Raw genomic sequence first — 19875 nt, forward strand, 5'->3', positions numbered from 1 at the left:
TGAACCCCTTTTCGCACTGATACTTGCGCTGTAACTGGTTGGCCCACAGCGCCTGATTTATTTTCGGTCTGATTATTTTTTCTGCGGCGTCATGACCCGCTTGCGCTCGGTGGCAATCGCCATGAGGATGCCAAAGCCCGCCATAAGGGTGACGATGGCAGTACCGCCCTGGCTGATCAGCGGCAGAGGCACCCCCACCACCGGCAAGAGGCCGGACACCATGCCCATATTCACAAACACGTACACAAAAAAGGTGGTGGTAATGCTCGCAGCCAATAATCGGCCAAAACTGTCCTGTGCATTGAGCGCGATCATCATGCCGCGCATGATGACGAGGATATAAACGCCGAGCAACATCAGTACCCCCAGCAGTCCGAATTCTTCGGCCATCACCGCGATAATAAAGTCGGTGTGCCCTTCCGGCAGGAAATCCAGACGCGACTGGGTACCCTCAAGCCAGCCTTTGCCCGATAGCCCTCCCGAGCCGATGGCCGTCTTGGACTGGATAATATTCCAGCCGGCGCCGAGGCGGTCTGCCTCCGGATTCAGCAGGGTCAACACCCGCTGGCGCTGGTAATCGTGCAGCATAAAATGCCAGATCGGCCATAGGCTGGCCGCAAAGACGATGACCGCCAGGACGATATAACCCCAGCGCAACCCCGCGAAAAACAGCACCACAATGCCCGAGGCAGCTACCAGGATAGAGGTCCCCAGGTCCGGCTGGTCAATAATCAAGGCGGTGGGAATCGCGATCAGCAGCAAGGTAAAAAATACATGTTTGATACCGGGCGGCAGGAAACGCTTACTGAGGTAGGCGGCAATCATCACCGGCATGGCGAGCTTCATGATTTCGGACGGCTGGAAGCGAAAGCCGCCAATACTCAACCAACGCTGGGCGCCCTTGGCACCCACGCCGACGACCAGTACCAGGATCAGCAGAATCACGCCGCCGACATAAGCCCAGGGTGCCATGCGCCGCATTAAACCCACAGGCACCTGGGCGACCGCAAACATCGCGATATATGCCATCAGAAAAAACGTCCCCTGGCGGCGCATGGTGACCATGCTTTCACCGCTGGCGCTGTAGAGCACCGACATGCCCACGACCGTCAATGCCAGGAGCAGGAACAACAACAGAAAATCCACATGCAGGCGTTGTTGCAGCGCCTCGCGACGGCCAAGGCCAAAGCCGGTTTTGGGTAAACGACGGAGAAAATCCTGTCCACTCATGGCTAGTTCACTCCGCTTGCATCTATTGCGCGTCGGGCCAAAGGCTGGGATGGAGCCCGACCGGCAACGGGCGGCGCAGCCTCTTCAACGCCTTCAGGCTGCTCGGGCATCAGATATTTACCGCGTAAAAAAGCATCCATCATCTTGCGCGCTACCGGTCCCGCCTGGCTGGAGCCGCCCTCGGCGTTTTCCACGATAACCGCCACCGCAATCTGCGGGTCTTCCAGCGGCGCAAAAGAGACAAACAGCGCGTGGTCGCGGTGGCGCTCCTTGAGCGCCTCACTATCGTATTTCGCACCTTGGGGAATCCCGACAACCTGGGCCGTGCCCGACTTGCCCGCCATGCGATAATCCGCCCCCTGGCCTGCCGCACGTGCTGTACCGCGTTGACCGTGCATCACTTCTGCCATACCGTCAAAGACCGCATCCCAATGGGCTTCCGCGACATCAAAACGGTCTTCAATCACCGGCGCGAGAAATTCGTCATTGGCGCGTTGTACCATCTGGGGTCGGATACGTACACCTCGGTGAGCCAGGGTTGCGGTCATCACGGCCAACTGCATGGGCGATGCCAGGACATACCCTTGGCCGATAGACATATTGATCGTATCTCCGGGGTACCAGGCTTGCCCCTTGGCACCGCGCTTCCAGTCGCGCGAGGGCCAAACACCACGACGTTCATTGGGGATATCAATGTGAGTCAGCTCACCCAGACCAAAATGGTTGCCAAATTCGGACAGGCGATCAACGCCCATGCGATTGCCCAGATCCCAAAAATAAGTATCACAGGATTCCGAGATGGCCTGTTTCAGATTAACGCGGCCGCCGTGACCACCGCGCTTCCAGTCACGCCATATCCATTCTGTGTTGGGCAAACGAAAGAAACCCGGATCACTGATGCTGCGATTGACGTCGGTAAAACCGGTATCCAGGCCCGCCAGGCCAATCATAGGTTTGATTGTCGAGCCAGGTGGATAAACCCCCTGGATAAAACGGTTGTAAAGCGGCATATCGAGGGATTCATTAAGACTGCGGTAATCGGCAAAACTGATGCCGGTCACAAATAAGTTGGGGTCATAACTGGGCACACTGACAGCCGCCAGTACGCCACCACTTTTCACCTCAATGGCCACCACCGCACCACGCCGACCAGCCAGGGCGGCCACCGCCGTTTGCTGCATACGCACATCAAGGTACAAATGCAGATCGCCACCGGGTTTGGGATCTATCCGCTCCAATACCCGCTGTACGCGGCCACGCGCATTGGTTTCCACGTTCTGGTTACCCACTTCGCCCAGCAGGATATCTTCGTAATGCCGTTCCAGTCCATTTTTGCCAATGGAATGGGTACCGCTATACCGGCGGTATTCCTCCTCATCGAAGTTTCCCAGTTCTGCCTCGCTGATACGCCCCACGTAACCAACCGTGTGAGCAAATAAATCGCCCTGGGGATAATGGCGCACCAGTTGCGCATCAATCTCCACTCCTTCCAGGCGGAATTCATTGACTGCAAGGCTGGCCAGCTCTTCTTCGCTGAGGTTGTAACGCAGCGGCACGGGCTCGAAGGGACGGCGACGCTGATGCATCAGTTTGTAGAATTTCTCCCGATCAGTCGCACGGATATCAACCAAGGTCTGCAGAAAATTGAGCGTTTCTTCAAGATCCCCCGCCCGCTCGCGCACAATCGACAGGGTGTAACTGGGGCGGTTTTCGGCTAACAAAATACCGTTGCGGTCATAGATCAAACCGCGGGTAGGAGGAATGGGTTGGATATGGACACGATTGCGATCCGATTGGGTAGCGTAATCCTGGTATTGCACGATTTGCAGGTGGTGGTAGCGATACACCAGCACGCCGAGCAATGCCAGCATCACCGAAGACATTACCGCCAGGCGAGCCCAGAAGATACGCGTTTCGCGGTGGTAGTCTTTAAAGTGTTGCGTTTCGGACATTGTGCCTCTGGTTGAACCTGCAAAAGATTATTGCTGACGCTGCCGGGCGTTCGTTACTTATGGTACGGATGATTCTGCAAGATGCTGCATGCACGGTACAACTGCTCAATGACAAGGATACGCACCAGCGGATGCGGCAAGGTCAAGGCCGACAGCGACCAACGCATATGCGCCTGTGCCAGGCATTGCGGAGCCAAACCGTCGGGGCCACCGATCAGCAAACAATAGTTGTTGCCGCTCATACGCCAATCCGCCATTTGCTCTGCCAGTTGTTCGGTACTCCAGGCCTTGCCTTTGACGTCCAGCGCAATCACCTGCTCGCCCTTACCGATAGCCGCCAGCATGTCTTCGCCTTCCTTTTCCATGGCACGGGCGATATCAGTATTTTTGCCGCGTTGTGCGAGGGGCAACTCGACGAGCTCAACGGCGCAGTCGCGCGGCAACCGTTTGGCGTACTCCGCGTAACCCTGCTCAACCCAGCCCGGCATCTTGGTGCCCACCGCGATGATGCGAATCCTCATAGCGAGAAAACCTGAATTAATCAGCCGCGGTTACTGGGCGTGATCGACCAGAGTTTTTCCAACTCATAGAAATTGCGGGTTTCTTCCTGCATCACGTGCACGACGATATCCCCGAAATCCACCAGCACCCAGTCACCCGCATCGATACCTTCAACACCGAGCGGCATGTACCCGAGCTTTTTGGAGTCTTCCACCACATTGTTAGCCATGGATTTGACATGGCGATTGGAGGTACCGCTGGCAATGATCAGGGTATCCGTCACATCGGTCATTTCGCGCACGTCCAACTGCACAATGTTTTTACCTTTCAGATCTTCGAGCGCGTTGATCACGATCTGGCTTAACTCTTCTGACATTCTTTACCTGCTTGCTTAAAAAATACTTCATCCGAGATTGGATGAAGCCATAGAAAATAGACTCAGCCCTGTCGATACAGTCCTTCGGCCAGGATGTAACGGCGTACCGACTCGGGCAATAAAAACTGGGCCGACTCACCGGCCGCCAACTGTGCGCGGATGCCGGTAGCGGAAATATCCAGAAGGCGCAATGAAGGCAAGACAATTGCGCCGGCCGGCAGTTCATCCAGCGCCGAGGCCGGCGCACGATGTTGTTGCAATAACCTGGCAACCGGCCCGGCGTCCGGCAACGAAAATCCGGGACGCTCAATCACCACCAGGTGCGTGTAATCGAGCAACTCCTGCCAACGATTCCAGGAATCCAGCGCGGCAAAGGCGTCAGTGCCCATGGCCCAGATCAAACTGACCTCTGCACCCAACTCGGCACGCAGGCTGCGCAAGGTATCAAAGGTGTAAGACGGCATATCGCGGCGCAACTCACGCTCGTCCAGGGTCAGCTCGGGGCAATCCAGCAAAGCCAGGCGAATCATCTCCGCACGCTGGGCGCTGCTGACCTGTGGCTCATCACGATGGACCGGACGATGACACGGCATCAGCCGCATCTGCGATAAGCCCAGCGATTGCTTTAACTCCAGGGCGAGGCGCAGATGACCGAAATGAATCGGATCAAAGGTGCCGCCCAGGACGCCGATCTTGTTACGCATGAAGGTGCTCACCGGCAGCGGCGTTATTGGCGGATATGCCCATCACCCAACACGACCCATTTTTGCGAAGTTAATCCCTCCAGTCCTACCGGCCCACGCGCGTGAATCTTATCGGTGGAGATACCGATCTCCGCCCCCAGACCATATTCAAACCCATCGGCAAAACGGGTAGATGCGTTGACCATCACCGAACTGGAATCCACTTCCGTGATAAACCGGCGCGCGCGCGTGAAGTCTTCGGTCACGATGGCGTCGGTGTGTTGCGAACTGTAGCGGGTGATGTGATCAATGGCTTCATCAAGGCCAGCCACAACTTTGATCGACAACACCGGGGCGAGATACTCAGTAGCCCAATCTTCTTCAGTGGCGATATTGGCATTGATGAGGTCGCGGGTTTTTTCACACCCGCGCAGCTCCACGTCTTTTTTACCAAAAGCCACCGCGAGGCGCGGCAATATATTGGCTGCAACGCTCTCGGCAACCAACAAGGTCTCCATCGCGTTGCATACGCCGTAACGATGGGTCTTGGCATTGAGCGCAATGGCGAAGGCTTTTTCCAGATCGGCTTTATCGTCGATATACACGTGGCAAATGCCATCGAGGTGTTTAATAACCGGCACGCGCGCGTCATTACTGATCCGCTCGATCAGTCCCTTGCCACCACGCGGGACGATCACGTCCACGTACTCCGGCATGGTGATTAATTCGCCCACGGCGGCGCGGTCAGTGGTTTCCACAATCTGCACAACGGTGTCGGGCAAACCGGCGGCCTTCAGGCCTTGTTGCAAACAGCTGGCAATCGCACGGTTGGAATGTATCGCTTCACTGCCACCGCGCAAAATGGCGGCGTTACCGGATTTGAGGCACAGGCTTGCCGCATCAATAGTCACGTTAGGACGAGATTCGTAGATGATGCCCACCACACCGAGGGGAACGCGCATCTTGCCCACCTGGATACCGGACGGGCGATAACTCAAACCGGTAATTTCACCACAGGGGTCCGGCAGTGCGGCAACCTGGCGCAGACCTTCGATCATGCCGTCAATCGTGCTTGGCTTAAGCGCAAGGCGATCCAGCATAGCGGAATCCAGACCATTGGCCGCGCCGGCTTCCAGGTCTTTCTGATTTTCCGTGGTCAGCGTGGCCCGGGCGTTATCCAGCGCATCAGCAATCGCCAACAGCGCCTGGTTTTTTACGCCCGAGGGGGTGGCGGCAATTACGCGAGACGCCTGCCGGGCATTGCGGCCCAACTCGGCCATATAGGCTTTTACATCAAGAGAATCGGTCATCAGTAATAAAAATCCGTGAACAGGGTGATGTGAAGTCAAGAGTGCGGCGATTATACCCTGATTGGTAAGGCCTTTTGGCGAATTTAGCGGAGGATAAAGCGCTATTTACTTCAGTTCCGGTTCAGTTTGACAAGGGTAATCTGCTGACAAGGGTAAAGAATCCCTTGATCACCCGTATAGCCAGTGGAGAACCACCATGAAAAAGTCCCTTTTGATCAGCACTGTCACCGGCGTCGCATTGAGCTTGCTGCTGGCCAATGGCGCGTTGGCGGGACCCAAGCATCATCACAAACATAAACACCATTACCACGGCGGTTATCAACATAACGATTACGCCCGCGTGGTTGAAGCTCGCCCTATTTATCATCGTGTTGAAACCCAGGTGCCCCAACAAGCCTGTCATTATGAAACTGTCGCTTATCGCGAACCCGGCAGAAGTGGTTCCTATACGGGTACGGTTGTGGGCGGGCTGATTGGCGCCGCTGTCGGCCATGAGCTGGGCCACAGCAAACGCAACAAAGATGTCGGCGCTGTTGCTGGCGGCCTGCTGGGTGCAGCTATCGGCCACGATGTGAGCCGCAATCGCTCCAGCGGCGGCACCACTCACTATCGGGATGAGCAGGTATGTCACACACGCTACCACACCGAATATTCACAACGGGTCGTGGGCTATGACGTGACCTACCAATACCACGGCCAGTACTACCAAACACGCACCAGCCACCATCCCGGCGACCGTATTCCTGTGGATGTGCATGTGCGCCCGGGTCGCGGCTACTAATGGCTCCGCTCTTGCCGGGGTGCAGAATCACCCCGGATTCTTTTTTCCTGTGAAGGCACACACGCGAGAGTTGCGAACACCTTGTATACTTACGCCCAACTTGATGATTTTGCAGGAAGTCTTGCCATGTCGCTGTTGCGTCACTCCAATTCCCCCTGTCGCTGGCTGCTGATTGTGCTCCTGGCCGCGACATTGGGCTCATTCCACTCAGTCGCCTCTGCCGAACCCCGGAGCGACAAGGGCAGTCAGGACGAGCGGCCCCGCGCTCGGATTTCCGCTTCCCAGGCGGCGGCCATCGTGCAGCAGCGTTACGGCGGCAAAGTGATGAATGTCAGCACCCGCCAAACCGGTAACGGGGTGGTTTACGGTGTAAAGATCCTGCAGAACTCCGGTCACATGCGCACGGTCAGCGTGGATGGCCAGACCGGCGCCATCCTTAATTAACCTGAGCGGACCCCAGCATGCGAATCCTGATTGTGGAAGACGAGCCCAGCCTGCGCGAGCAGATCAGCAGTCAGTTAAGCGCTGAAAAATTTGCCTGCGATACCGCCGCTGATGGCCGCGAGGGACTGTTCCTCGGCGAGGAATACGATTACGACCTGGCCATTATTGACCTCGGCCTGCCGCTGCTGGACGGCACCCAATTAATTCGCCAACTGCGCGCCAAGCAGCGTAACTTTCCCATCCTGATCCTCACCGCACGCGGTGCCTGGCAGGACAAAGTGGAAGGGCTGGAAGCCGGTGCCGACGACTACCTCACCAAACCCTTTCATCCGGAAGAACTGCGCGCCCGCATCAATGCCCTGCTGCGTCGCGCCAGCGGTCATGCCGCGCCGGTGCTGGATTATGGTTCGCTCACTATCGATACCAGTGCCCGCCGGGTTCATCTGCGCGGTCAGGAAGTGGAATTGACCAGCTTTGAATACAACACGCTTACTTATTTGGCCTTGCATGCCGGCAAGAATGTCTCCAAAACGGAATTGACGGAGCATCTGTACGCCCAAGACTATGATCGCGATAGCAATGTGATCGAGGTATTTGTCGGGCGCCTGCGCAAAAAGCTCGACCCGGATGGCAGCCTGAACTTAATTACCACCCAACGGGGCCTGGGTTATCGCTTTAATCTCGACACCAGTAAATAATCCCACTCGTTTTATTCACCAGCGCAGATCCGATAACCAACGATGGCCGTCAAACTTACTTCGATCTCCGCCCGCCTGCTGGTCGCCTCCGCCCTGCTCCTGCCGCTGTTCCTGGGGCTCACCGGCTTTTTCCTCGATAACGCCTTTCAGCGCAGCCTGATGGCCGCCGAAGACGCGCGGTTGCGCACGCACTTATATCTATTGTTCAGTGTTGCGGAGCTGCCCAATATCCGCACCCGCAAAGTCAACCTGGAGATGCCCACGGTGCTGATGGAGCCGGATTTTGAACGTCTCAATTCCGGGCTCTACGCCTATATTTATAACGAAGGCAAAGAGTTAATCTGGCGCTCCAATTCCGCCGCCCTGATGGAAGCGCCCTCCCATGACAGCTTTGCTGAGCAGTCCACTGTGGGGCAATTGATTGTGCAGGACAAAGACACGAAAGAAGGGCTGCGTTTCAGTGCGCATTACGATGTGATCTGGGAGGATGCACGAGGCAAGGGCCATCCTTTTCGTTTTGCAGTCACCCACGATGGCGATGCGTTTTTGGCCGAGCTAAAGGCTTATCGCAACCAACTCTGGCGCTGGCTGGGTGCCGCCGGATTATTGCTGCTACTGGCCCAGACGGTGATCCTGCGTTGGGGTCTGCGCCCGCTGAGCAAACTGGCCCGCGCGCTCAAAGCCATGCAGAGCGGCGACACCCGTAACATCGCCGGCGAACATCCGCGTGAGCTGCAACGCGTTGTCGATAACCTGAACCTGGTGTTAGCGCGGGAGGAAGCCTTGCGCCAGCGCTACCGTAATAGTCTGAGCGATTTGGCGCACAGTTTGAAAACACCCCTGGCGGTCCTGCAAGGTAAGTTGAGCCAGGATCCGCATGAGAGCGATCTTCAACAGACCCTCGCCGAACAGGTCACACGAATGAATCAGGTGGTGACCTATCAATTACAACGGGCGGTATCCAGTCAGCAACAAGGGCTGAACCAGCGCATTGAGGTCGAACAAGTGGTGCAACGGCTGGTCGCTGCGTTGCAAAAAGTGTATCGGGATAAACAGGTCGACTGTCAGACCAACATCCACAGTCACAGTATCTTTGTGGGAGACGAACAGGATCTGCTCGAACTGCTCGGCAACCTGTTGGAAAACGCTTTTAAATATTGCCATCGCCAGGTACGGCTGGAGGCGCGCACCGAACAGCAACACCTGCTCATCAATATCAGCGATGACGGGGCCGGCATTCCCACCGACCAGCAGGAGCGCATCCTGCAACGCGGCCAGCGCCTCGACACATCGCAGCCCGGTCAAGGCATAGGATTGGCGGTCAGTGCTGACATTATTGCCAGCTACGGCGGCCAGTTGCAGATTGACCGCTCTTCCCTGGGCGGCGCGGCTTTTATCCTTCGCTTACCGCTGGCCGCCTGACACGCCTTCCCTTTTTCTGCACTTATGTGCGCTATGTCGCACAACATGCTGTGAATCTACCGCACAACACGCAGTGGCTTTGGCTGCTGTCCGCACGGCCACCGCCGGTCAATAATGTCACCATCGACATGAAACCCATTGATCGACAACAAACAGCCAACAACAAGTAAAAATAGCGGAGCACACAATCATGGCAGCGAGAACCTGTATAGCGGTGGATTCCACCTGCGATCTGCCGGCCAAGTTTATCCAGCAACACAACATTGAGGTTCTACCAATTTACATTAATTATGACGGTGGCCAGCACCTTGACTACCGCGATCCGCAAACCATGTTGCAGTTCTATAAAAACCATTCCAAGAAAAAGTTTGGCCTGGCGCAATCCGATCCTCTGTCTGTGGATGACATGACCAAGATCCTCAAGCACCGCTTGCTACCCAAATATGACCTGGTGCAAGTCGTCACCATCAACAGCAAAAAAAGTGATGTGTTCAAGCGCGTCTCTGAAGCGGCCCTGATTAATGAACCCAAGTTCCGCGAGCTGGAAAAAATTGACCCTAGTCGCATCCCTTTCCGCATTCGCTTGTACGACAGCATGTCCATGTTTACCGGTCATGCACTACTGGTATACGAACTGGTGAAAAAGATTCATCAGGAAAAGGTTCCCCTGAGCAAAGCCATCCGCGAAATCGACGATATGCGTGAAGATGTGTACGGCTACATTATTCCTAACGACCTTTCCTACATGCGCGACCGTCGCCATCTGCGCAAAGGAGACAACAATATTTCCTGGATCAATTTCCAATTGGCCAGCATGCTGAATATTCGCCCGATTGTGCAGTTATATCGCGGCGAGACTGAAAAGATGGACACCGGTAAAGGATTTATCGGCGCGGTAGGGAAGCTGTTGGACCACGTGCGCAAACAAGTTAAACAAGGATTAACCAGTGACGTAGTCGCCATGAGTTACGGCGGTTTACTGGAAGAAATTAAGGATGAACCGGTGATGGTTGAGTTTCGCGAATTCTGTAAACAGCACGGCATTAAAACCATGTTGTCGATGATGAGCATGACCGGCGCCATCAACGTAGGACCCAAGTCATTTGCATTGTCCTTTGCAACTGACAAGGAACTGGTCTGAATGTTATAGGCACAAAAAAACCGGTCTTGGCTGGACAAGACCGGTTTTTATTTTTGCATGACTTACGTAGTAAACGTTTTCGCAAGCCTCGCTTTATTGCTGCGTAAAAAACATAGTCACCACATAGACCACATAAACCAACAACAACGCGGCACCTTTCATGCGCGACAAACGTAAGCCAAAAAATAAAAACAGCAGCAACAAAATCGACACACCCAACAGCACCCATTGATCCACCGCTTGCAAGCGCCCGCCAAACGGCAGCGGCTGCAACATGGACGCAATCCCCAGGATGGACAATAAATTAAAGATATTACTGCCCAGTACATTACCAATAGCGACATCCGCATGACGTCGAATTGCGGCGATGATAGACACCGCCAGTTCCGGCAAGGACGTACCCACCGCCACGACCGTCAAACCGATGATCGCCTCCGGGACGCCGAACATCTGTCCAAGTCCTACCGCTCCCACCAGGAACCGATCTGCGCCGAGCAACAATAACGCCAGGCCACCGATCAAAAACAACAGCGTCAACGGGATAGACAGTGGCAAGTTTTCGTATTCGTTGGCCTCCGCCTGATGCAGCTCCGCCACCGGATCATCAAGGTGTTCACGCTCGCTGCGATACGCCCAGATAAGGTAGGCCAACAACACACCAAATAAGATAAAGCCGTCCAGGTGGCTTAATCCATACAGATTGGCCAGAGCCATAAACAGCAATGTCGCAGCCAACATGGATAAACCATCGCGCCGCAGGGATTTGATATGAATGGTCAACGGCATGATCAACGCACTAACCCCCAATATCAGGAGCATATTGGCCATATTACTGCCCACGACGTTACCCAGCACAATGTCCGGTTGCTGATCAAAAGCCGCTTTCACCGACACCACCAGCTCCGGGGCGGAAGTACCGAAACCAACAATCACCAGACCAGCCAATAGTGGTGAAACACCCAATCTGCGGGCGGCGGCCAGGGCACCCCGCACAACGCCTTCACCACCAACCGTCAGTAAACCCACACCCAACAACAACCACAACACATTCGTCATAAACGCCCCACACCTTGCTTATTTATTGCCGTCATTCGTAACCATTCGGATTCTGCTGCTGCCAGCGCCAGGCATCCTGCATCATGCGCGGCAAGTCGAGGCGCGCCTCCCAGCCTAATTCCTTCCTGGCTTTATCCGCATTGGCATAGCAGCTGGCGATATCGCCCGGCCGACGCGGTGTGATGCGGTACGGCACCTTACGCCCGCTCGCCGCTTCGAACGCTTGTAAAATCTGTAAAACCGAATAACCGCTCCCGGTTCCGAGGTTGTATGCACGACAACCGGCGCCCACCTGATCCAATCCCTTCAACGCCGCGACATGGCCTTGGGCCAGATCCACCACATGGATGTAATCGCGCACGCCGGTACCATCCACTGTGTTGTAGTCATCGCCAAAGACGCTGAGCTCTTTCAGTTTACCGATGGCCACCTGAGCCACATAAGGCAACAGGTTATTGGGAATACCAGCAGGATCTTCGCCGATCATGCCGCTTTCATGCGCACCAACAGGGTTAAAGTAACGCAGCAGGGAAATATTCCAGTCGCTGCCCGGAGCCGCGGCGATATCGCGCAGGATCTCCTCTACCATCAACTTGCTGCGCCCGTAAGGGTTGGTAGCCGAGGTAGTAAAACTTTCATCGATAGGCACACTCACCGGATCGCCGTATACGGTGGCGGATGAGCTGAAGATCAATTTCCATACGCCGAACTCCTCCATGACTTCCGTCAGGGAGAGCGTGCCCGCCACGTTATAGCGGTAATATTTCATCGGGATCTGGTTCGACTCGCCTACGGCCTTCAAGCCGGCAAAATGCATGACGGCGGCAAAGGAATGGGTGGCAAACACCTCGCGCATCCGCGCTTTATCATTGATATCCACTTCATAAAACACCGGCTCTACACCAGTAATAGCCGCGACCCGCTTCAGCGCTTCAGGCTTGCTGTTGCACAGATTGTCGACAACGACAGGTAGATAACCGCTATTAATCAATTCAACACAGACATGGCTACCGATAAAACCGGCGCCACCGGTAACGAGGATGTGAGGGCGATCAGCCCGCTCTTGGGATGAAGTCATGATTCCTGTGTCCCTTAGATGTAAAGTCAGAGAGGTAACCCGTTGCAGGTGCCCATCATACTGATTTAGCCGGGGATGTTCACAGAAAAATACAGGCGGTGAAAATTTATCCGTGGTGTAAAAACAGCAAAGGCAAGCTTGCGCTTGCCTTAACTTTTAACGTGAATGCATCAGTATTTATTCAATCGGCAGAGATAAAGTCACGACGAAGTTAGTTTCGTCGTTTGCAAAATCATTGTCGTCTACGATCTGACCCAACGTGAAACTCAGCTTGTCGTTAAATTTGTAGGTAAGGTCAATATGAGCTACGCCATCCATTGAGCCAGAACCACCGTCTTTCAACATGTGCTGACCGTACTTAATACCGAATTTATCAAAGTTAAGCTCTGCGGTAACGTAGCTGTAATCCTCAGAGAATGAATCGTGGTCAGCATTGATGGCATCGTAGTAGGTGACTTTGAATGGACCATATCCCAAGAATGGCACGACTTCTACGTAATCACCTGGACTAACAGGCTCAATACCTGCTGATGGATTGGCATAGTTATATGAAACAAAACTGACACCGTAGCTAAAATCACCCGCTTCACCTGAGTAACCTGCATAGATATCGTATTCACTTCCCAAAACTTCATCGCCTGAAGAGGCCCACAGGCCGGCAAAGAAACCATTGGAACTTACATTCACATCGCCGATTAATGCGGCACCACCCAACAGGTCAAAACCGCGCCAGTAATACATATTAGAAGCACCTACCGATGCAGACACCTCAGCCGCATTAGCAGCCGGGATTACAGCGGTAGAAGCCAGAGCCGAAAGAGCGATGGCACTGGCCAGAAATTTTTGTTTCATCTTCTTCATGAGTTCTTCCTCTAGGTTTTAGGTATTGGTAAAGCCGTTTAATTGTTGAGGCAGCTGTCGATATCATTCCGAACTAGCTTGTCGCCAATATTGCAGTTACCAAGCCAACTTTGTTTTTTATATATAAATCAAAAAGATAGAGGATGAATACAAGATGGCATACCGGGGCAAAAACATCGTGAGGCACCATATTGATGCAGAAAATCGGTGGCATCGGAGGCCATTGGCACCAACTTTGTGCACAAATAAATGTTCCGGAGGGATAGCGGAGGAAAGGAAGGATAAATCGCTATAAAAATTGATAGAAAGCCAATTTCTCCAGCTAAAACCCCGGCACAGCGCACACATCCGCTCCGGCAGAGGGGCGTGGCCCGACCGAAGTCGGGCACACCACTCTCGGGGTAAAGGCAATCGCGGTTATCGAACGGCGGATGCGCCCCATAACTGACTCGCCACCTGCAGGCAGGATCGCCACAGCCGGGTGAGCCCCAGATCGACGTAAAACACCAGCACCAGGATGACCATGCCGACACCGATCAGGAGTTGCAACGTGAACCGCTCCTCGGCAACCCATACGCCCAACACTAATGCCAGAAGAGGTGTCATCAGTGTGACCAGCGAGACGACACTGGCGGACAAGCGCTTCAGGATGAAGAAAAACAACGTATAACCCAGCAGGGAACCAAAGATCGCCAGGTAGGCCACCGCCCCGATGGTTTTATGCGAAAAATCGTGCGGGAACTGACCATCCAGCCACCACCAGGTGAGCATTAAGCCCGGCAGCGAAAACAACAACGAACCCGTCATCTGCGTAAAGGCTTCGGTATTTTCATTAAGGCGTTTCATCCAGACGCTGCTGAAGCTGAACAACAGACAGGACAACAGGATGCCACCGATGCCATAGACCCCTTCGCGATCAATGCGCAATTGGCCATAAAAAATAACCAAGAGCCCTGACAGCGCCACAACCAATGCCATGACTCTCCGAAGGGTGAAAGGGTTTTCACGCAAAATCAACAGCGACAGAACACCCGTAACGAAAGGCGACATCGCGAAAATCACCGCCACTAAACCCGAAGGAATAAATTGTGCCGCCCAATACACGACCGGCATATTGGGAAAAATGCCGATAGAACCGGCCAGATAGACTTTCCAGGCACCGGGAGGAAATAACTGCCGGCGCAGTGCGAACAATATCGGCAATGCAAATGCCACAGCAATCATCATGCGCGCCAGTGCAGCGGCAATAAAGCTGATGCTATCGCTACTCCATTGAATAGCCAGGGGAGTTGTTGCCCAAATGAGCACCACTAAAACGTACGCCAGAAAAACTGCCACGATAAAGCTCCTTATCATTAATACAGCTTATTGATGCAGCGACGCGGTAGCTGACCCCGGGATTTTTCTATGGAAATAAAAAAGGCCGCAGGGAGATCTCGCTGCGGCCTTTGTTGAAAAAGTTTTCTATCGACTATTCATCAAACTCCGCAAACAATAACGCGCGTGCCACCCAATGGGCGACATGCAGTGCGCGGATTCGTAGTGCGGATTGTGTAACAGACATAGCCATTAATCTTTGGATGAAAAGAGCAATGACTCTAAAGGAAAGCGGTGCGGATAACAACAGCCCACGAGATAAAAAATGAGATAAAAATGAAGCGGGTTTTACTCTCACTTATTCGTCCACTGGACAAGGCGGCATCTATGATTTCACCAACACATACAGTAGAGTGACTCCACCTTATAAAGAGCCAACGTCTGGCTCCTGCATGATGACCTGCCTGAACATGATGAAGACTTTTCTGGTCGGCGGCGCCGTCCGTGACAAACTGCTGGGCTATCCTTCCAGCGAAAAAGATTGGGTCGTGGTCGGTGCCACGCCGAAGATCATGGAAGCCCAGGGCTTTGTGCCAGTGGGCAAGGACTTTCCGGTCTTCCTGCATCCACAAACCCGCGAAGAATATGCGCTGGCGCGCACAGAGCGTAAGACCGGTCACGGCTACGCTGGCTTTACCTTTTATTGTGCGGAAGATATCACCCTGGAAGACGATCTGCGCCGCCGGGATCTCACCATCAATGCCATCGCTGAAGACGCACAGGGCAATATCATTGATCCCTATAACGGCCGCCGCGATCTGGAACAAAAAATCCTGCGGCATGTGTCGCCCGCCTTTGCAGAAGATCCGGTGCGCATTTTACGCATTGCCCGTTTTGCCGCACGCTACCACCATTTAGGCTTTCGCATTGCGGAAGAAACCCTGGCATTGATGCGTTCAATGGTCGTCAGCGGCGAAGCGGATCACCTGGTGGCCGAGAGGGTCTGGAAAGAAACGCAACGCGCATTGGGAGAAACATCAGCCGATGTGTTTATCCGGGTGTTACGCGATTGTGGTGCCCTTGCGCGTATTCTGCCGGAGCTGGACCGCTTGTTCGAGATGCCGGTGCAAGATGCACATCAGCCCGCTGCGGACCTTGGCTCCCTCGCGTTATTGAGCTTACAACAGGCGAGTCAACTCAGCCCTGATCCGCTGATCCGTTTTGCCACCTTGCTACATGCATTGAACGATGGCTTGCCACCACACCTCGACAACAATACCTCTGCAATTCATGCGCTTTGCGAACGTATCGCGGCACCTAAAGAGTACCGGGAGCTGGCCGTGCTGGTGGCAGAATTTCATGTTCACTGCCATTGCGCGCAAACATTGGAACCTGAAATGGTATTAACTTTGTTGTTGCGTACCGATGCCTTTCGCCGACCACAACGTTTTGAGAATTTTTTATTATGCTGTGAATCCATCGCTCGCAGTCATGACCGAGCGTTAGCACATTATCTTCCCGCAGATTTTTTGCGTGAGGCGTTACAGGCCTGCCTGGCGATCGACCTGAAGGCTATCGCGGCACAAGGCTTAACGGGCAAAGCCTTCGGTGATGAACTGGACCAACAACGCCTGACCCACATTCAACAACTGCGCAAGCCAGAAACACACTGACATACTATGGAAAATCTTTTATCGACATCGTCTGATTCACGTCCCGTTGCATTAATAACGGGTGGGGCGCGTCGCATCGGCGCAATCATTGCTGAAAACCTTCATCAGGCGGGTTTCAATATTGCACTGCATTACCGTCATTCAGCGAAGGAGGCTCAAGCGGTGGTGGACAAACTGAATCAACAGCGCTCGAACTCCGCTCTTGCCTTTGCCGCCGACCTGAATCATCTCCAGGAAATTCAACACCTGGCCCACACCCTGCTGCAACAATGGCAACGGCTCGATGTATTAATTAATAATGCGTCGAGCTTTTTTCCTACACCGGTAGCCGATGCCAGTGAGGCGCAATGGAATGATTTAATGAACAGCAACCTGAAGGCGCCGTTTTTTCTCGCGCAAGCCTTTGCCGCCGAGCTGCAACAACGCAAGGGTTGTATTATCAATATTGCGGATATCCACGCAGATCGCCCACTCAAGCAACATCCGATCTATTGTGCAGCCAAAGCGGGCAATGTGATGCTCACCAAATCTCTCGCACGGGAACTCGCTCCACAGGTGCGAGTCAACGGCATTGCGCCAGGCGCTATACTTTGGCCGGAACAGAACAATGGTCTGGATGACGCAACACAGCAGGAGATCCTGCAAAAAATCCCCCTGGCACGCAGCGGCAGCCCCGAAGACATTGCGCGGGCTGTCAGATTTTTGGTTCAGGATGCACCTTACATTACCGGTCAGATCATCACAGTAGACGGTGGCCGCAGCCTCTGTAATTAACGTGTTGGCCCGCACAATTCACCCAAACAAAGACTGGCACCTGCATTAAAAAACGCTAAGCTACATAACAAAGACTTTACCAGCGAGGTTACACTCTCAATGTCGCGTCTGCTCATCGTGGTTGAATCTGAACAGGACTGGGCGCCCTATTTTCCCAGTGAACATGTCATCACGTTCGACAACTATCTGCAACTCAGTACCACCAAAACCAATCGTACCCGTGTGATCAACCTGTGCCGTAAATTCGGCTACCTGAGCAAAGGCTATTACTGCTCACTATTGGCAGAAGCGCGCGGTCATTCGGTTATCCCTTCGGTCAAGACGCTCAATGATCTGCGCAACCAGCACTCCTTTGCCATCATCCAGGAACACCTGCACAACCATTCCGAGAAGTTCCTTAAAAAACTGGCATCGCGCGAGGAACCCAAGTTAGCGTTCTGGATTTTTTTTGGTGAGAGCAGCGTACCGGAACTGCAAAAGCTGGCGCGGGAATTATTTGAGCAGCAGCCCTGCCCGATCATGCGCGCCGAACTGGAATGGGACGGCAGCTGGCGAGTGAGCAGCCTGAAGGTCACAGCCCTGCACAGTTTGAAGCTGGACGCCGAGCAGGAGGCTTTTGCCAATGCACTTGATCATTTCAGCGCGCAGCTCTGGCGCAAACAAAAAACGCAGAAGATCAGCCGCTACGATATGGCCATACTGATCAACCCTGAAGATCCTCTGCCACCCAGCGATGAAAAAGCGCTGAAAAAATTCGTGAAGATTGGCAACAAACTCGGTATTCAGGTGGACTTTATCGGACGCAAGGATATTCGCAAACTGCCGGAATACGACATGTTATTTATCCGGGAAACCACCAATATCAATCACCACACCTTTCAGTTTGCTTGCCGCGCCGAGGCGGAAGGGCTGGCGGTAATGGATGACTCCCAATCCATTATTCGTTGCACCAACAAAGTGTATCTGGCCGACCTGTTTGCGACGCGTGGCATTCCCACACCCAAGACCCGCCTGATTTCCAATCAATCGCCGGCGATTCTCGACAAGATTGCGGAAGAGCTGGGCTTCCCGTTAATCCTTAAAATTCCCGACGGCTCTTTTTCGCGCGGTATGGTGAAAGCTGAAGATCGTGCAGCCCTGGATAAAGGTGTGGCGGACTTGTTAAAACATTCGGCCTTGTTGCTCGCTCAGGAATTTGTCTACACCGATTTTGACTGGCGCATCGGGGTGCTCAACGGAAAACCTTTGTATGCCTGCAAATATTTTATGGCGCGTGACCACTGGCAGATTTACGACCACAACAATAAAAGCGATCCTTCCGGCGGCTTCGTTACCATGCCGACCTATGAAGTACCCAAGGCGGTCATCAATACCGCCATCAAAGCAGCCAGCATGATCGGTAATGGTTTGTATGGCGTCGACCTGAAACAACTAAAAGATCGCGTGGTGGTGATTGAAATTAATGATAACCCCAGCATCGACGCCGGTGTAGAAGATGAATTTATCGGTGATGAGCTTTACCACATGATCTTGCAGGAGTTTATCCACCGCGTACAAAAAATTCGTCATTTAAAAGAAGAGTTATCTTTTTAACACCGTAAGGACTTTGGGATGATCAAAACGCTACTGCTCACCGCAGAGGAAAATCTTATCGAGGGCGGCACTGAACTGATTGGACGCTGGCAGAATGAAGAAAATACTTATATATGGATAGACCTGGAAGGCGAGTCTCCTGAAGATGAACGCCAGATGCTCGAATCACTTGACTGCCATCCACTGGCTATTGAAGATGTGCAACGTTTTCGCCATCCCCCCAAAACAGAAGCCTTTGAAAACCATACCCTGCTTCTGTATCGCGGTATTACCCAGTTCAACGACGACCTGACGATAGAACAAATGACCATTGCGTTGTTTGTCGGTGAACGCTGTGTGATCAGTTGTCACCAACGGCCCTCCACGGGCGTGCGCCACGGCTGGGAGATGGCTGGCAAAGGCACTTCGCTCAGAAGCCCTGCGTTACTTGCCGTCAGCACCATGCATTATTCCGTGGGGCGTTATCTGGAGGCCGTGCTGGCCTTCGAACCAAGCCTGAATGAATTGGAAGATTGTATGCAGGAGCGCCCCAATGATGAAACCATGCGCGAGCTGATTGCCTATAAATCCCGTTTGCGCAAACTACGCCGCATCTTCAGTTACCACGAGCGCCTTGCGACCAATCTGCTGAAAAATATTCCTCAAGCCTGGATTGACGAAGACGGCGACATTGAACATGCCCTGCAGGATTTATTTGAACGGTGCGAACGCTTGCACGGTTTGTGCACCATGTATTACGAAATTTGTGGCGACTTGATTGAAGGTTACCTTTCTATCTCCTCGCACATGCTGAACAACACCATGAAGGTGCTGACCATTATCACGGCAATTTTTGTTCCTTTAACCTTTATCGCCGGCATCTATGGGATGAACTTTGAAAATATACCCGAGCTAAAGATGCAATATGGTTACTTCTATGCGTGGGGCGCCATGCTGCTGGTGGCTACCGGCTTCGGTTGGTTCGCTTATAAAAAATGGCTGTAGA

The 19875-nt window shown here is 53.5% G+C and carries 19 protein-coding genes; 9 read left to right on the top strand and 10 right to left on the bottom strand.

All coding sequences use genetic code 11. From position 1 onward, the window contains the following. Nucleotides 1-72: 72 nt before the first annotated feature. The 6 genes from rodA to ACSV5M_RS07945 all read right to left on the bottom strand — a co-directional run bounded on the left by rodA (nucleotide 73) and on the right by ACSV5M_RS07945 (nucleotide 6052). The gene (gene rodA / locus ACSV5M_RS07920) at nucleotides 73-1230 is read right to left on the bottom strand and encodes a rod shape-determining protein RodA (RefSeq protein WP_439175282.1); all 1158 of its coding nucleotides are present in this window, start codon (nucleotides 1228-1230) and stop codon (nucleotides 73-75) included. A gap of 2 nt (nucleotides 1231-1232) precedes the next feature. Then, entirely contained in the window at nucleotides 1233-3182 is a 1950-nt protein-coding gene (gene mrdA, locus ACSV5M_RS07925; RefSeq protein ID WP_439175283.1) for a penicillin-binding protein 2, read from the bottom strand. Nucleotides 3183-3235: 53 nt separating this feature from the next. Then, a complete protein-coding gene (gene rlmH / locus ACSV5M_RS07930) occupies nucleotides 3236-3703 on the bottom strand; it encodes a 23S rRNA (pseudouridine(1915)-N(3))-methyltransferase RlmH (protein ID WP_439175284.1) in 468 nt (155 codons plus the stop codon). A 20-nt stretch (nucleotides 3704-3723) separates the two neighbouring features. After that, entirely contained in the window at nucleotides 3724-4059 is a 336-nt protein-coding gene (gene rsfS, locus ACSV5M_RS07935; protein ID WP_439175285.1) for a ribosome silencing factor, read from the bottom strand. A gap of 62 nt (nucleotides 4060-4121) precedes the next feature. Continuing rightward, nucleotides 4122-4763, bottom strand: coding sequence for a nicotinate-nucleotide adenylyltransferase (nadD, locus tag ACSV5M_RS07940; protein ID WP_439175286.1), 642 nt, complete (start codon nucleotides 4761-4763; stop codon nucleotides 4122-4124). A gap of 23 nt (nucleotides 4764-4786) precedes the next feature. Then, entirely contained in the window at nucleotides 4787-6052 is a 1266-nt protein-coding gene (locus tag ACSV5M_RS07945; RefSeq protein WP_439175287.1) for a glutamate-5-semialdehyde dehydrogenase, read from the bottom strand. Between the two features lie 196 nt (nucleotides 6053-6248). Between ACSV5M_RS07945 and ACSV5M_RS07950 the strand changes: the two genes are divergently transcribed. The 5 genes from ACSV5M_RS07950 (at nucleotide 6249) to ACSV5M_RS07970 (ending at nucleotide 10538) form a co-directional block, all read left to right on the top strand. Next, nucleotides 6249-6833 (top strand): glycine zipper 2TM domain-containing protein, encoded by a 585-nt coding sequence (locus tag ACSV5M_RS07950; RefSeq protein WP_439175290.1) that lies wholly within the window; start codon nucleotides 6249-6251, stop codon nucleotides 6831-6833. A gap of 126 nt (nucleotides 6834-6959) precedes the next feature. Beyond that, nucleotides 6960-7277 (top strand): PepSY domain-containing protein, encoded by a 318-nt coding sequence (locus tag ACSV5M_RS07955; RefSeq protein ID WP_439175291.1) that lies wholly within the window; start codon nucleotides 6960-6962, stop codon nucleotides 7275-7277. A 17-nt stretch (nucleotides 7278-7294) separates the two neighbouring features. Next, nucleotides 7295-7975: a response regulator transcription factor gene (locus ACSV5M_RS07960; RefSeq protein WP_439175292.1), complete on the top strand. Its 681-nt coding sequence runs from the start codon at nucleotides 7295-7297 to the stop codon at nucleotides 7973-7975. Nucleotides 7976-8017: 42 nt separating this feature from the next. After that, entirely contained in the window at nucleotides 8018-9397 is a 1380-nt protein-coding gene (locus ACSV5M_RS07965) for an ATP-binding protein (protein WP_439175293.1), read from the top strand. A gap of 190 nt (nucleotides 9398-9587) precedes the next feature. Beyond that, nucleotides 9588-10538: a DegV family protein gene (locus ACSV5M_RS07970; protein WP_439175296.1), complete on the top strand. Its 951-nt coding sequence runs from the start codon at nucleotides 9588-9590 to the stop codon at nucleotides 10536-10538. A 93-nt stretch (nucleotides 10539-10631) separates the two neighbouring features. Here the strand turns inward: ACSV5M_RS07970 and ACSV5M_RS07975 are convergent, their stop codons facing one another. The 4 genes from ACSV5M_RS07975 to ACSV5M_RS07990 form a co-directional block, all read right to left on the bottom strand. Then, nucleotides 10632-11594: a calcium/sodium antiporter gene (locus ACSV5M_RS07975; RefSeq protein WP_439175297.1), complete on the bottom strand. Its 963-nt coding sequence runs from the start codon at nucleotides 11592-11594 to the stop codon at nucleotides 10632-10634. A 31-nt stretch (nucleotides 11595-11625) separates the two neighbouring features. Continuing rightward, nucleotides 11626-12672 (bottom strand): UDP-glucose 4-epimerase GalE, encoded by a 1047-nt coding sequence (gene galE, locus ACSV5M_RS07980; RefSeq protein ID WP_439175299.1) that lies wholly within the window; start codon nucleotides 12670-12672, stop codon nucleotides 11626-11628. Between the two features lie 177 nt (nucleotides 12673-12849). Beyond that, nucleotides 12850-13533 carry a TorF family putative porin gene (locus ACSV5M_RS07985; RefSeq protein ID WP_439175301.1) on the bottom strand — a complete coding sequence of 228 codons (684 nt, stop codon included), beginning with the start codon at nucleotides 13531-13533 and terminating at the stop codon, nucleotides 12850-12852. A gap of 417 nt (nucleotides 13534-13950) precedes the next feature. Continuing rightward, entirely contained in the window at nucleotides 13951-14871 is a 921-nt protein-coding gene (locus ACSV5M_RS07990) for a DMT family transporter (protein ID WP_439175303.1), read from the bottom strand. Between the two features lie 452 nt (nucleotides 14872-15323). Here ACSV5M_RS07990 and ACSV5M_RS07995 point away from each other — a divergent pair, with 452 nt between their 5' ends. The 4 genes from ACSV5M_RS07995 to ACSV5M_RS08010 all read left to right on the top strand — a co-directional run bounded on the left by ACSV5M_RS07995 (nucleotide 15324) and on the right by ACSV5M_RS08010 (nucleotide 19874). After that, the gene (locus ACSV5M_RS07995) at nucleotides 15324-16523 is read left to right on the top strand and encodes a multifunctional CCA addition/repair protein (RefSeq protein WP_439175750.1); all 1200 of its coding nucleotides are present in this window, start codon (nucleotides 15324-15326) and stop codon (nucleotides 16521-16523) included. Between the two features lie 6 nt (nucleotides 16524-16529). Then, on the top strand, nucleotides 16530-17297 hold the full coding sequence (locus ACSV5M_RS08000; protein WP_439175305.1) for a pteridine reductase: 768 nt from the start codon (nucleotides 16530-16532) through the stop codon (nucleotides 17295-17297). A 99-nt stretch (nucleotides 17298-17396) separates the two neighbouring features. Next, nucleotides 17397-18890: a RimK family protein gene (locus tag ACSV5M_RS08005; protein ID WP_439175306.1), complete on the top strand. Its 1494-nt coding sequence runs from the start codon at nucleotides 17397-17399 to the stop codon at nucleotides 18888-18890. 18 nt (nucleotides 18891-18908) lie between these two features. Next, nucleotides 18909-19874 carry a magnesium transporter CorA family protein gene (locus ACSV5M_RS08010; protein WP_439175307.1) on the top strand — a complete coding sequence of 322 codons (966 nt, stop codon included), beginning with the start codon at nucleotides 18909-18911 and terminating at the stop codon, nucleotides 19872-19874. The last annotated feature ends 1 nt before the right edge of the window (nucleotide 19875 follow it).

The organism is Cellvibrio sp. ARAG 10.3, assembly GCF_051846955.1.
GTDB lineage: Bacteria > Pseudomonadota > Gammaproteobacteria > Pseudomonadales > Cellvibrionaceae > Cellvibrio.

Bases quoted from the DNA above. Each gene is read 5' to 3' on its own strand.
- ACSV5M_RS08000 (WP_439175305.1), top strand. From the start codon at position 16,530: ATGGAAAATCTTTTATCGACATCGTCTGATTCACGTCCCGTTGCATTA.
- ACSV5M_RS07960 (WP_439175292.1), top strand. From the start codon at position 7,295: ATGCGAATCCTGATTGTGGAAGACGAGCCCAGCCTGCGCGAGCAGATC.
- ACSV5M_RS07945 (WP_439175287.1), bottom strand. From the start codon at position 6,052: ATGACCGATTCTCTTGATGTAAAAGCCTATATGGCCGAGTTGGGCCGC.
- rodA (WP_439175282.1), bottom strand. From the start codon at position 1,230: ATGAGTGGACAGGATTTTCTCCGTCGTTTACCCAAAACCGGCTTTGGC.
- ACSV5M_RS07985 (WP_439175301.1), bottom strand. From the start codon at position 13,533: ATGAAGAAGATGAAACAAAAATTTCTGGCCAGTGCCATCGCTCTTTCG.
- rsfS (WP_439175285.1), bottom strand. From the start codon at position 4,059: ATGTCAGAAGAGTTAAGCCAGATCGTGATCAACGCGCTCGAAGATCTG.
- ACSV5M_RS07965 (WP_439175293.1), top strand. From the start codon at position 8,018: ATGGCCGTCAAACTTACTTCGATCTCCGCCCGCCTGCTGGTCGCCTCC.
- ACSV5M_RS07950 (WP_439175290.1), top strand. From the start codon at position 6,249: ATGAAAAAGTCCCTTTTGATCAGCACTGTCACCGGCGTCGCATTGAGC.
- nadD (WP_439175286.1), bottom strand. From the start codon at position 4,763: ATGCGTAACAAGATCGGCGTCCTGGGCGGCACCTTTGATCCGATTCAT.
- mrdA (WP_439175283.1), bottom strand. From the start codon at position 3,182: ATGTCCGAAACGCAACACTTTAAAGACTACCACCGCGAAACGCGTATC.
- ACSV5M_RS07955 (WP_439175291.1), top strand. From the start codon at position 6,960: ATGTCGCTGTTGCGTCACTCCAATTCCCCCTGTCGCTGGCTGCTGATT.
- ACSV5M_RS07995 (WP_439175750.1), top strand. From the start codon at position 15,324: ATGAAGACTTTTCTGGTCGGCGGCGCCGTCCGTGACAAACTGCTGGGC.
- galE (WP_439175299.1), bottom strand. From the start codon at position 12,672: ATGACTTCATCCCAAGAGCGGGCTGATCGCCCTCACATCCTCGTTACC.
- ACSV5M_RS07970 (WP_439175296.1), top strand. From the start codon at position 9,588: ATGGCAGCGAGAACCTGTATAGCGGTGGATTCCACCTGCGATCTGCCG.
- ACSV5M_RS07975 (WP_439175297.1), bottom strand. From the start codon at position 11,594: ATGACGAATGTGTTGTGGTTGTTGTTGGGTGTGGGTTTACTGACGGTT.
- rlmH (WP_439175284.1), bottom strand. From the start codon at position 3,703: ATGAGGATTCGCATCATCGCGGTGGGCACCAAGATGCCGGGCTGGGTT.
- ACSV5M_RS08005 (WP_439175306.1), top strand. From the start codon at position 17,397: ATGTCGCGTCTGCTCATCGTGGTTGAATCTGAACAGGACTGGGCGCCC.
- ACSV5M_RS08010 (WP_439175307.1), top strand. From the start codon at position 18,909: ATGATCAAAACGCTACTGCTCACCGCAGAGGAAAATCTTATCGAGGGC.